Source organism: Nocardia sp. CA-107356 (assembly GCF_050946365.1).
Lineage (GTDB): Bacteria > Actinomycetota > Actinomycetes > Mycobacteriales > Mycobacteriaceae > Nocardia.
Window position 1 is genome coordinate 10,160,793 of record NZ_CP191992.1, and the last position, 12,349, is coordinate 10,173,141.

Annotated in this window: 11 protein-coding genes and 1 pseudogene; 6 read left to right on the forward strand and 6 right to left on the reverse strand. The window is 67.2% G+C overall.

Features of this window, described 5'->3' with window-relative positions; translation table 11 throughout:
- The first annotated feature begins 82 nt into the window (after positions 1-82).
- The gene (locus tag ACQP1G_RS45715; protein WP_433196959.1) at positions 83-373 is read left to right on the forward strand and encodes a hypothetical protein; all 291 of its coding nucleotides are present in this window, start codon (positions 83-85) and stop codon (positions 371-373) included.
- On the forward strand, positions 373-579 hold the full coding sequence (locus tag ACQP1G_RS45720; protein WP_433196961.1) for a hypothetical protein: 207 nt from the start codon (positions 373-375) through the stop codon (positions 577-579). Before ACQP1G_RS45715 ends, ACQP1G_RS45720 begins: the two co-directional genes overlap by 1 nt.
- A gap of 185 nt (positions 580-764) precedes the next feature.
- Here the strand turns inward: ACQP1G_RS45720 and ACQP1G_RS45725 are convergent, their stop codons facing one another.
- Together ACQP1G_RS45725 and ACQP1G_RS45730 are read right to left on the reverse strand one after the other, a co-directional pair.
- Positions 765-1,712: a DNA-3-methyladenine glycosylase family protein gene (locus ACQP1G_RS45725; protein WP_433196963.1), complete on the reverse strand. Its 948-nt coding sequence runs from the start codon at positions 1,710-1,712 to the stop codon at positions 765-767.
- A 335-nt stretch (positions 1,713-2,047) separates the two neighbouring features.
- Positions 2,048-4,966, reverse strand: coding sequence for an FAD-binding and (Fe-S)-binding domain-containing protein (locus ACQP1G_RS45730; RefSeq protein ID WP_433196965.1), 2,919 nt, complete (start codon positions 4,964-4,966; stop codon positions 2,048-2,050).
- Between the two features lie 398 nt (positions 4,967-5,364).
- Between ACQP1G_RS45730 and ACQP1G_RS45735 the strand changes: the two genes are divergently transcribed.
- The gene (locus tag ACQP1G_RS45735) at positions 5,365-7,245 is read left to right on the forward strand and encodes an ABC transporter ATP-binding protein (RefSeq protein ID WP_433196967.1); all 1,881 of its coding nucleotides are present in this window, start codon (positions 5,365-5,367) and stop codon (positions 7,243-7,245) included.
- A gap of 187 nt (positions 7,246-7,432) precedes the next feature.
- Here ACQP1G_RS45735 and ACQP1G_RS45740 read toward each other — a convergent pair.
- Positions 7,433-7,633: pseudogene (locus ACQP1G_RS45740) on the reverse strand (PaaI family thioesterase); the annotation flags it as partial.
- 18 nt (positions 7,634-7,651) lie between these two features.
- On the reverse strand, positions 7,652-8,260 hold the full coding sequence (locus ACQP1G_RS45745) for a DUF1707 domain-containing protein (RefSeq protein WP_433196969.1): 609 nt from the start codon (positions 8,258-8,260) through the stop codon (positions 7,652-7,654).
- Between the two features lie 138 nt (positions 8,261-8,398).
- Here ACQP1G_RS45745 and ACQP1G_RS45750 point away from each other — a divergent pair, with 138 nt between their 5' ends.
- Both ACQP1G_RS45750 and ACQP1G_RS45755 read left to right on the forward strand, forming a co-directional pair.
- On the forward strand, positions 8,399-9,484 hold the full coding sequence (locus tag ACQP1G_RS45750; RefSeq protein ID WP_433196971.1) for a DNA polymerase IV: 1,086 nt from the start codon (positions 8,399-8,401) through the stop codon (positions 9,482-9,484).
- Positions 9,485-9,618: 134 nt separating this feature from the next.
- On the forward strand, positions 9,619-10,614 hold the full coding sequence (locus ACQP1G_RS45755; RefSeq protein ID WP_433196973.1) for an oxidoreductase: 996 nt from the start codon (positions 9,619-9,621) through the stop codon (positions 10,612-10,614).
- A 188-nt stretch (positions 10,615-10,802) separates the two neighbouring features.
- Here ACQP1G_RS45755 and ACQP1G_RS45760 read toward each other — a convergent pair whose 3' ends face one another.
- Entirely contained in the window at positions 10,803-11,201 is a 399-nt protein-coding gene (locus tag ACQP1G_RS45760; protein ID WP_433196975.1) for a hypothetical protein, read from the reverse strand.
- Between the two features lie 45 nt (positions 11,202-11,246).
- On the opposite strand from ACQP1G_RS45760, the gene ACQP1G_RS45765 reads away from it, so the two are divergent.
- Positions 11,247-11,978, forward strand: a complete 732-nt coding sequence (locus tag ACQP1G_RS45765; RefSeq protein WP_433196977.1) for a TetR/AcrR family transcriptional regulator — start codon at positions 11,247-11,249, stop codon at positions 11,976-11,978.
- A gap of 152 nt (positions 11,979-12,130) precedes the next feature.
- On the opposite strand, the gene ACQP1G_RS45770 is transcribed toward ACQP1G_RS45765, so the two are convergent.
- Positions 12,131-12,340, reverse strand: a complete 210-nt coding sequence (locus tag ACQP1G_RS45770; RefSeq protein WP_433196979.1) for an FAD-dependent monooxygenase — start codon at positions 12,338-12,340, stop codon at positions 12,131-12,133.
- Positions 12,341-12,349 lie beyond the last annotated feature (9 nt).

The window sequence follows — 12,349 nt, forward strand, 5'->3', positions numbered from 1 at the left end:
CCCGTGGAAGCTCCGGGCACACACCAGGAATCGCACGTAGGAACGAGGAGTCATGGCTGTAAGTGTCATAGCGTCGTCCTTGATGACCAGCGATTTGACCCCGCATCGAGCCCGCAGCGTCGGGCAGGAGAGCTGGGTGGTTTCCTATTTGCCCGGGCGCACTCTGACCTGTGCCCAGGCGGTGGCAGCACTGCAGGTTGCTGAAGTTGTGCCAGCACTCCTCGGCGCAGTTGGTGGTCTCGCCGAAGGGATCGGCCTCACCCCACTCGAGGCATTGGGGATGGCGATCCAGCAGGCCCCGTGGGACGACGGACCGGTCTCCCGCTACCACCGACATGTCCGCTCGGTGCGACACCGGGCGGAGGTCGCCTGATGCAACTCACCAACCTGAACATGCATGTTGCCGCACTACTAGCCTGCGGGCGCGACCCTGGTGTGCTGACAATTGAACAAGCCCACGCCGCAATGCAATTGCATATCGACTGCACCGTCGACCGGTGCCGGGTCCGCCGCGCCGCGCGCACCACACTGGTCGAGGCGGGCAAATGCGTGCTGGACGAGCGCGCGCTGCCGTTATGAGTGCGGCTGCCACCGGGCCGACGGCCATCGTCGTGACCGCGCGCCAACCCGGCATACCGGACGTGCTGCTGGATTGTCTGCGAGTCCTGCGGTGGGTGACGGCCGAGTCGCTGGCGCATCGCCGCAATACCGCCGTCCGCACGAAGGACGGCCTGCCGAAACGTATTGTCCAGCGCCGGAGCCGGTCAGTGCCAGGTGTGATCGGTGAGCGGGGTGCGCGGGCCGAACTTCGGCTTGTGCGCGTGACCGCTGATCTCCAGCAGGCGGACAGCTCGATAGCGGTGTGGCCGTAGCGGTTCCAGGTATTCGACCATCGCGGCATCGTCGATGGGCTCGCCCAGTAGGGTCCAGCCGACGATGGCCGCGAGGTGGTAGTCGCCGACCGATAGGGCGTCCGCGTCGCCGAAGGCGCGCTGGCCGATCTCGGCGGCGGTCCACACGCCGATACCGGGCACCGTCCGCAGGCGCCGCGCGGCTACCGCGGGTTCCTCGGCGGTCGCCCGCTCCAGCGCATCCGCCAGCCGAGCCGCACGCACGATCGTCTGCGCACGCTGCGGCCCGACATTGGCGCGATGCCAGGTCCAGGACGGGATCCGGCGCCAGGTGTCGGCGTCGGGCGGCAGCAGCAATCCGGCGGGCGCTGGCCCCGGTGCGGGCGAGCCGAACTGTCGCACCAGTTTTCGCCAGGACGCGCGAGCGGAGACGGTGTGCACCTTCTGTTCGAGTACCGCGGGCACCAATGCTTCGAAGACCAGGCCGGTGCGCAGCATGCGCAGTCCGGGAAAACGGCGGTGCGCGTCGACGATTTTGGGATGTTCCGGGGCGAAGTCGGACAGGTCCTCGTCCAGGCACAGCATATGGTCGAGGCCGTCGAGGAATTCGGCGGCGCCGGGGCCCCAGGCGCGGGCGTCGACCGCATGGTTACCGGCTTGGGTGAGGCGGTAGGTGACCGGGCCGGTCGGCATCCGGGAGGCATGCCAGTGCGTGCCGTCGGAGGTGACCTGGTGACATGGGTCACCGCGACCGCGGGAGAGCGGCGCGAGGGTGGTCGCGAGGTCGATCGGCCCCTCCGCGGTCACCGTCCTGGTCAGAGCGGACCGGCTCTGGTCCGGCTCGGCCGTCTGATTGCGCACCGCCCCATTGTGCCCGCCGTGCGTGCGGCGTGAACGCGGACCTCCTGTCGAATGTTTGCCACGTGTCGGATGTTGTACGGCTCGCAGAAGTTTCGGCCCGAATGTGCGATCCGCGATAGCTGTTCGGCATAATCGCAGATCTGCGCTACTTTGTAACGCGACAAATGGGCTCCGCGATATTGATGCGTTCGGCAAACGGCTGGCAGTCGCCATAACGGAGGTTTCGAATGATCACCAATGTGCTCAACTGGTTGCTCAATGCCTGGGGTGCGGTTTCCGCGGGCAGCTCGGGTTACCAGATTCCGCCCGGCACCCTGCCGTTCGGCAGCTGACACTCACTCGCCGAGCAGGAATTGCGCAAGGTGTAGCCCGCGGCGGCCGCTCAGCTGGGCCGCCTGGGCGCGACATGAGAAACCGTCGGCGATCAAGACCGAATCGTCGTCAGCGTTTCGCAGCGCGGGGAGCAAACCATTCTCGGCTACCGCGACCGAAATGTCGTAATGGCCGGATTGCATTCCGAAGTTTCCCGCCAGGCCGCAGCATCCGGTAACCTCAGTCACATTCATACCCATGCTGGCTAATATTCGGCGATCGGCGTCGAAGCCGAGTACGGCATGGTGATGGCAATGCGGTTGGACCACCACCGATTGTCCGCTCCGCTGTGGCGGTCGCCAGTTCGGCTGTTCGGCAAGGAACTCCGCGAGTGTGCGCACCGCCGCGGCGGTCGCGGCCGCACGGGGGTCCTCGGGTAGCAGTTCGGGCAGGTCCGCGCGCAGTACCGCGCTGCACGACGGCTCGAGGCCGACGACGATGCCGCCGCCGCGCACATGCTCATCCAGCTCGTTCAGGGTCGCGCGCAGTCGAGCCCGAGCGCCATCGAGCTGACCGGTGCTGATCCAGGTGAGTCCGCAGCACACACGCCGCCGCGGTATCCGAACGCGATAGCCGAGCGATTCGATCAATCGCACTGCGGCCAAGCCTATTTCGGGGTCGAAGACGTCGGTGAACGTATCGACCCACAGCAGGACCTCCTGCGACGCAACGCTCTGCGAGTCGTCCGCCGATCCAGGCGATGGCGGGCCATCGGTCGACTCTGCTGATCGGGCGATGTCAGCCGACGCGATTGCTGGCGCTCGACCGATCGCGGGCTCCGCTGGTCGAGGATGACTCGACGAGTCCGCCTGCTCGGACAAGTCACGCCAGATCCGGCGGAAGCTGCGGTCCGCCAGCCTCGGAACCGCGCGGCGCGGATCCATTCCGGCGGCACGCAAACCAATTCGGCGCAGCCATCCGATATCGGCGGATGCGTTTACCGCGCGTGGCATTCGGCTCATGGCAGCAAGCCAGCGCGGCAGCCAGCCCAGCGTGTAATGATCGATCGGGCGCGGGCGGTGCCGGTACCGGCGGTAGAGCGCCTCGGACTTATAGGTCGCCACATCGACCCCGGCCGGGCAATCCGAGCGACATGCCTTGCAGGACAGGCACAGATCGAGCGATTCGTCGACGGCATCGGAGGACCAGGGGAGTGCGCCGCGCACGACGTCCTGGAGCACGCGCGCCCGGCCGCGGGTGCTGTCCTTCTCATCCGCGGTGGCCAGATACGACGGGCACATGAAACCGCCGGTCGCGCGGGTGTCGGCGCGGCATTTGCCGACGCCGACGCAGCGATGCACGGCCATGGCGAGATCACCGTTATCGTCCGGAAACGCGAAACCACCGGCACTTTCGATCGGACGCACACCGACCAGCCGCAGATCGGCATCGATCGGACGCGGGGCAACCAGTACGCCCGGATTCAAAACATCGTCCGGATCGAAAAGTGCCTTGTACCCGGCGAATACATCGAGCGCGTCCTGGGAGTACATGACCGAGAGCAATTCCGAGCGGGCTCGGCCGTCGCCGTGCTCACCCGAGAGTGATCCGCCATAGCGGACCACCAGTTCGGTCGCGTCGTGCAGGAACGCCCGGAAGCGCTGCGGTGCGTCGGCGATGGGCAGATCGAGGCGGACATGGATACAGCCGTCGCCGATATGGCCGTAGAGCAGACCGTCCACCCTGTAGTCGCTGGTCAGCGCATCGAAATCGCGCAGGTACGCGCCGAGATGCTCCGGCGGGACGGCCGCATCCTCCCAGCCCGGCCACGCCGGATGACCGTCCGGAGTACGGCCGGCCAGCCCGGCCCCTTCCGCCCGGATCCGCCACAGTGCCGCGGCGACACCGGGATCGGTGACGATCCTGGAGTCGAGGGCACTGACAGTGCGGCAGAGCTTTTCGGCGGCGGCATAGGCTTCGGCGGCGGTGTCACCGGCGGATTCGACGAACAGCCAGCCGCTACCGCGCGGCAGTTCCGGCACGCCGCTGGTGGCGCCGCGGTGCACGCGCACGATATCGACCAGTCGCGCATCGATGCCCTCGACCGCGATGGGGTCGCAAGCCATGACGGCCGCGACATCGTCCGCGGCGGTGGCGATATCGGGATAGCCGAGCACCGTGAGCACCGTGGCCCGTGGCAGCGGGACCAGATCCACGGTGGCCTCGAGCAATAGCCCGCAGGTCCCCTCGGTGCCGACGAATGACCTGGCGACCGCCGAACCACGTTCCGGCAGTAGATGTTCGAGCCCATAGCCGGACGCCTGTCGATCGAATCGACCGAGTTCGGTGCGGATCACCGCGAGACTCGCCCTGGTGAATTCGGGCAGCCCGGGAAGTACGGACGGATCGGCCGCGAGCGTCCTTGCCGCACCGGTCCCATCGAGGATGCGCAGTTCACGCACATTGTCCGAGGTGCGCCCCCAGGCCACCGCATGCGGTCCGCAGGCGTTATTGCCGATCATCCCGCCGAGCGTGCACCGATTCTGCGTCGACGGATCGGGCCCGAACCGCAGCCCATGTGCACCGGCCCGACGCTGTAGTTCCGAAAGGACGACACCGGGCTGGACCCGCGCCACCCGCTGCTCCGGGTCCAACTCGCGCACGGCATTCATATATCGGCTGAAGTCCAGCACGATCCCGGGGCCGATGGCATTGCCCGCCACCGAGGTTCCCGCACCGCGTGCGGTAATCGACAGCCCGTTGTCCCTGGCGAACTCGAGAGTGCGGGCCACATCCTCGTCTGCGCGTGGGAACACCACGGCGGTGGGGAGCACCCGATAGTTCGACGCGTCCGAGGAGTACTCCGCCCGCCTGCGCGCGGACGCGTCGACCGCACCGGCGATCGCGCGCCGCAACCCCTCGACCACCCGCTCCTCGTCCACCCCGCCAGCCTATGCACGCCCACGCCACCACGGTGAGATCTGCGCACCCCTTCTCGGGATCCGCACTCGTCGCGGGGCACACAGAGCCTGTTGCCGAATTGAGGTTTCGCGCGGGGACCCGCCGAAACTCCACCGCAAGCTACGGTCGATCCGGTGCGATCCGGTCGACTGCGGCGCGTCTCGCGAGTGCGAACGAGCTCCGGTGCGCACCCGCCGCACCTTCGGCCGCTGGGGCGACAGTCGATTCGGCAACGAGGTCTGTGTGGATCCCGCACAGGTGTCCGAGTGTTTCGCTGTGCGCGGAACTGGGCCGGAATGGGCTTGCACTCAACCTTTGTTGAGGTCTTAGTGTCGGTGCCCAGGAGTTCTATGGGGGGGGAGCGAGAGGGAGTAGCCAGGTGAGTATCGAATCGGTGGCGTGGAGCCAGATGTATCGGCGGGCGAACGCGCCGCAGGAGCAGCGGCCGTTTCGGCTCGCTACGGCCAAGCGCATCCTGCGGTTCGCGGGGCCGCATCGCCGCCGGATCGGCGCATTCCTGCTGTTCAGCGTGGTATCCGCATTGCTGGCGGTGGCAACGCCGGTATTGGCCGGTCGGGTCGTCAACGACATTGTCGGCGGGGCCGCGCCGCGGGTGGTGGTCACCTTGGCGATCGTGATCGGCGGGCTCGCGGTGGTCGATGCCGCACTCGGGGTGATGATTCGCTGGCTGTCCTCGCGGATCGGTGAGGGGTTGATCCTGGATCTGCGGACGGGTGTCTTCGATCATGTGCAGAAGATGCCGGTCGCATTCTTCACCCGGACCCGCACCGGCGCGCTGGTCAGCCGGTTGAACAGCGATGTGATCGGTGCGCAGCGCGCATTCAGCGACACGCTTTCCGGGGTGGTCACGAATCTGGTGACCCTCGCGCTCACCCTCGCCGTCATGGTCCGCATCTCCTGGCAGATCACCCTGCTCGCGCTGGTACTGCTGCCAGTGTTCGTGGTTCCGGCGCGGCGGATGGGCAATCGGCTCGCTGGCATGCAGCGCGAAGCCGCCGGACTCAATGCGGCCATGAGCACGCAGATGACCGAGCGGTTCTCCGCACCGGGCGCGACCCTGGTCAAGCTGTTCGGGCGGCCACAGCAGGAGTCCGACGAGTTCGCGCTGCGGGCCCGTCGGGTGCGCGATATCGGGGTGCGCACGGCGATGCTGCAGACCGTCTTCGTCACCTCGCTGACCCTGGTTTCGGCGCTGGCGCTGGCACTGGTCTACGGACTCGGCGGATGGTACGCGCTGCGCGGACAGCTGGATGCCGGTGCGGTGGTATCGCTTTCGCTGCTGCTGACCCGCCTCTACACACCGCTGACCGCGCTCGCCAGCGCCCGGATGGAGATCATGTCCGCGCTGGTGAGTTTCGAGCGGGTCTTCGAGGTACTCGATCTGAAGCCGCTCATCGAGGACGCGCCGGATGCCGTCGCAGTGCCCGCGGGTCCGGTCGCCGTTGAACTGGACAATGTCACCTTCGGCTACCCATCGGCGGACAAGGTATCGCTGGCCTCGCTGGAGGACGTCGCGACGCTGGACACCCGCGGTGGGGTCGAGGTGCTGCACAATGTGTCGCTGCGGGCCGAACCCGGTCAGCTCGTCGCGCTGGTCGGCTCCTCGGGCGCCGGGAAATCCACGGTGGCCCAACTCGTTTCCCGACTCTATGACGTGGACGGCGGCGCGGTGCGGCTGAACGGAACCGATGTCCGCGAACTGAGCACGACCTCGATCCGCGATACCGTCGGCCTGGTCACCCAGGACGGTCACCTGTTCCACGAGACGATTCGCGCAAACCTGCTGCTCGCCCGGCCGGAGGCGACCGAGGCCGAACTGTGGGATGCGTTGCAGCGGGCCCGGTTACGCGATCTGGTCGAATCGTTGCAGGACGGTCTGGATACCGTCGTCGGCGAACGCGGTTACCGACTCTCCGGCGGTGAGCGTCAGCGGTTGACCATCGCCCGGCTGCTGCTGAAGCAACCGCGCGTGGTGATTCTCGACGAGGCGACCGCATCACTGGACTCGACCTCGGAAGCCGCTGTCCAAGAAGCACTTTCGGAGGCACTGGACGGCCGCACCGCACTGGTGATCGCACACCGCCTTTCCACCATTCGCGCCGCCGACCAGATCCTGGTGCTCGAGGACGGCCGAATCGTGGAGCGCGGTACACATACTCAGCTGCTGGCGGCCGAGGGCCGCTACGCGGAGTTGTACCGCACGCAGTTCGCGGAGGAACCGGTCACAGTCGCGGCCTGACAGGCTCAGTTGGTGCGGTCGGTTGGCTCGAGATCGATTGCGTCGGCCATAGTTCACGCCCGGCGAATGGGACGCCTTCATTGGCGGCGATCGCGATGGCGAGTTCGACCGCCCGTAGACCGAGCGGAATCAGCGGGCCCGGTCTGATGGTTGTCGGATCTGGCCTGATCGGTTCTCGGGCCGATCGTCAGTTGCCGTCGGCCCCGAGTTCGCGCTCGACCGAGCGCGTATTCCCCTGGGCGACCGCACAGAGCACCGGCTCCGCATCCGGACTCTCGGCATAGATTTCGCACGAAACAACCGCCTGCCGGCGGGTCGATCCGGTGACGGTGGCCTCGGCGCGCAGCCGAGTGCCCGCCGCCGGACGCAGGTAGGTGATGGTGAAACCTCCGGTGAGGACATACGGTCAGGCAGTTGGACGGGGCCTGCGGAGCAGCCAGGCCAGGAACGATCGCCTGGGCGGGCGCGGATACTTCGCCACCACCGTCCCGGAACCGATCTCGCCGTCTACCCGGATCAGCGGCGACCCTGGCCGACTTGCCTCGGTCACCTTGCTCTTGATGGCGCCGCTTTTGGCCTGCACCCGATCGAGGTCGACCCGCCAGCCACGCGGCACGATCAGCACGACGGTGCCGGAGCCAACAGAGACGTGGACCGCGACCTCGCGATGCGCGCACAGCGCCCGGGTGAAGTCGATTTTGATACCGCCGGAACTGCATTCGGCCATGATCTCGGCCGGGACGATCCACTCACCGTCCTTCACGCGCGCCCCACTTCCGGTGCGCAGCTCGATCGGTTCGCGGGTTGCGGCGACCACCGGCAGATCGGCGGTGACGGCGACCAATTCCTGCGTTGTCTGCGCCGAGTAGACCGCGACCAGCCGTTTATCCAGCTCGAGCAGGTCGAGTTGCCCCTCGTCGACGGCGAGTTGCAGCTGTCGTGCCGCGACCTCGCGGTCGGTATCGCCGACCCTAACCGCGGGCACGGCGGGCAGGTTATCCGGTGCGTCGGTCATGCGCAGTGCTCCCCTTACTCGTCTTCCGGAAATCCTACGGGTCCGCGCCGGTGCACCCGGGCCGTTGCCACAGGCAACGTGCTGCCCGATAGTGGCGAATTTCCGCTGAATGTCACCGGCGTGCGGTAAGACGGATATGTGCCCAGGTGGCTGCTGCACGTCGATCTCGACCAGTTCCAGGCGGCGGTGGAGTTCCGCCGCCATCCGGAGCTGCGCGGCCTGCCGGTGATCGTCGGCGGCAATGGCGATCCCGACGAACCGCGCAAGGTGGTGACCTGCGCGTCCTATCCGGCCAGAGCGTTCGGGGTGCGTGCGGGAATGGCGCTGCGCTCGGCCAAACGCAAATGTCCCGACGGTATTTTCCTGCCGTTGGATATGGCCACCTATGAGGAGGCGTCCGAGGAGGTCATGGCACTGCTGCGGACCTTCCCCGGCCGCGTCGAGGTATGGGGCTGGGACGAGGCCTTCCTCGCCGCCGATACCGACGATCCCGAGCAGCTGGCGCGCGAAATCCGCAGCGCCATAGCCGAATTGGATTTAACGTGTGCCATCGGCATCGGTGACAACAAGCTGACGGCCAAGTTGGCAACCGGTTTCGCCAAATCCGCGGGCAAGTCATCGGCCGCACCCGCCGATACCGACGGCGCCGCGGCGGGCATATTCCGGCTCACCGCCGCGAACTGGGTCGAGGTAATGGCACATCGTCCGACAAATGCGTTGTGGGGCATCGGAAATCGGATCGCGGCCCGGATGGCCGTACTCGGCATCGAAACCGTCGCCGACCTGATGGCCGCCGACCGGCATCGCCTCGCCGCCGAGTTCGGCCCGAACACCGGGCCGTATCTGTGGGTCCTCGGGCACGGCAAGGGCGATACCGAGGTGACGACCGAACCGCGAGTTCCGGTGGGGCGCAGCAAATCCGAGACCTTCCCGCACGACCTGACCGATCCCGTCGAGATCCGGGCCCAGGTCGCGCGTCTGGCCACCGAGGTGGCCGAGGAGATGGCCGCCGCCGGTCGCGTTCCGCTGCGCGTCGCGGTGACCGTGCGCAGCAACACCTTCTACACCCGCAGCAAACAGGAGAAGCTCCCCGAGCCCACCACCGATATCACGGCCATTGTGGAAACCGCCCTGCACATCATCGACCGCTTCGAACTCGACCGCCCAGTCCGACTCCTCGGCGTCCGCCTAGAGCTCGTCCCCAGCACACCCGACTCGCCTTAGTACCCGGCACCCCGTCTCTCAACCGGGCACCCCACACACGGATTGCCCGGCTTGAACATGGGGTGCCCGGATCGATCGTCAGCGTGTTGTCGGGATGCGTACGGGTGTGGGCCAGCGCTCGTATGCTCGTCGGCATGGAGTTCTGGGCGTTAGTGGCACACGAATCGGACAGCGGGATCGTGCTCACGCGGCAGCAGGTCGACGAGGACTTCCTCGGGCCGGGTGAGGTCACGATCAAGGTGCATTACTCGAGCGCGAACTACAAAGATGCGCTGGCGATCAGCGCGGGCGGTGGTGTGGTCCGCAACTATCCGATCATCCCGGGCATCGATATCACCGGTGAGGTCTTCTCCTCCGAGGTCGACGATTTCGCACCGGGCGACCTGGTGGTTGCGCACGGCTACGACATCGGCGTCTCGCACAACGGCGGTTTCGCCGAATACGCAAGGGTGCCCGCCGACTGGGTGGTCAAGCTGGATGGTCTGGACACACGGGACGCGGCCGCACTCGGCACCGCCGGTTTCACCGCCGCACTGAGCGTGCAGGGCCTGCTCGATCACGAACTCACTCCGGAGACCGGCGCGGTGCTGGTCACCGGCGCGACCGGCGGGGTAGGCAGCGTGGCCATCGATATCCTGTCCGGTCTCGGATTCGAGGTGATCGCCTCCACCGGCAAAACCGATGCGGGCGATCTGCTCGCCGAACTCGGCGCCAATGAGGTGATCGGCCGACTGCCGCAGGATCCCGACGCGAAACTCCGCCCGCTGTCGAAGGCCACTTGGGCCGGAGCTGTTGACAGCGTCGGCGGCAAATCCCTGGCCTACATTCTCAGTGCCGTCGGCTATGGCGGCGCGGTCGCGGTCAGCGGCCTCACCGGCGGCTCGGATCTGCCCACCACCGTCATGCCGTTCATCCTGCGCGGCGTATCGCTGCTCGGCATCGACTCCGCTTATGTTCCGATCGATAAGCGCCGCGCGCTGTGGACCCGGCTCGGCAACGAACTGCGGCCCCAGCACCTCTCGACCATCGAGAACTTCGCCCCGATCACCGACGCCGAAAAGGTGCTGCGCGCCATCCTGCACGGCACCCATTCCGGCCGCACCGTCTTCGGTGTCGCTGGCGAATTCTGATCGCTGGGCCCGTATCCCGCGAATACATCGATCCCGATGCCATCGGAGATGGCGTCGCGGGCGTCGCGGATAGGGGCCGATCTGACCGTCCGCGATATCGACGGGCCTGCCACCCGATCGGCGTCGTCGACGACCGAAGCCCGGCTCGATCGGAATGATCGAGTCGGGCTTCGGCCTATCCGGTTGTCCTATTCGACGGTCGCCATCTCGCGGGCGGATTCCTCGACCAGGTTCGCAGTCTCGGCGACCGGGGCGGTCTTGTTGTTCCGCATGACGAACAGTGCCAGTACGGCGGCGGCGACAACGCCGGCCGCACCCGCGATGAAACTGGCCGACATCGCGGTCGCGAAGGCGTCACGGGCCATGGCGACCAGTGCGCTGTCACCGGTCTGCGCGGCCACGGCCAAGGCGTCTCCGATGGACTGCCGGGCGACGGCGGGCGCCGAATCCGGCATGGCAGCGGTGAAGCTGCTGGACAGGATGCTGCCGAGGACCGCGATACCGAGCGCGGCGCCCGCCTGCTGGATGGTGTCGTTCAGCGCGGACCCGATGCGAACACTGTACGCACAATTTTTTAGCGTACGCAACAGGGAACATCGTGCGCTAGACTGGACGCAACGGAAGGAGTCGATATGGCAGTCGAAAAGCAGCAGGTCGGATCGGTCTGGACGCGACCGCGCCGGGGCCGGGAACAGCCCGCGCTGACCAGGGAGCAGATCGTCGCGGAGGCCGTCGCGCTCCTGGATGCCGAGGGGATGGAGGCGCTGACCATGCGCCAGCTCGGCGCACGGCTCAATGCGGGCGCGACCTCGCTGTATCGGCACGTGGCCAATCGCGACGAACTCATCGAACTGGTGGTGGACGAGGTCTACGGCGAGATCCGGGTGTCCGAGATCACCGACCCGAAGCAGTGGCGCAAGGCCACCCAGGAGTGCGCCGCCAGCCTGCGCGCCATGATCCTGCGCCATCCGTGGATGGCCTCGACGCTCGGTCAGGTCGGCCTGTCCTACCTGGGCCCCAATGTCATGCGGATGACCGATCGGATGGTCGGCCTGTTCAGCACCGGTGGATTCGCGGCCGAGGAGGCCGGGGATGCCATCGGTGTGCTGGTCGGGTACGTCGTCGGTGTCGGCATCAGCGAGGCGGCCTGGCTGACCATGCTGGCCCGCACCGGCCAGACCGAACAGGAACTGATGGTCGGCCTGCGCCCCGCCGCCGAACAGGCCGCCCAGGACTTCCCACATCTGCGCTCGGATGCCGCCGCCGCGAACTGGGACCAGGATCCGGGCGCGGCGCGCGACCGGAAGTTCGCCTATGGCCTCGATCGGGTCCTGGATGGTTTGAATATGCGCCGCGACACGTGAGTTCGCTCGAATGCGCGCTGCGCCAACTCGAGCACCGCCCCGAAATCCAGCATGCGCGCCGAACGGTCTGCGTTGTCCGGGGTTTCGATGCCGTACCGGGTGCGGAAGTCGGCGCCCAGATCGTCCTGTTCGGCGGCGTTGATCGCACGAGGCTACCGTTCGGTCCGATAGGTGTCGAGCAGTGCGGGCGGCGCCGCGCCGGACAGTGCGGCCGCCAGCTTCCACACCAGATTGTGGGCATCGGCGACACCGGTGTTACCGCCGTAGCCACCCCACGGCGCGTGCCGGTGGGCGGCATCGCCGGTGCGGAACACCCGGCCGCGCCGGTACTCGTCGGCGAAACGGGCCGTGCACAGGTGCACGGCCCGTTC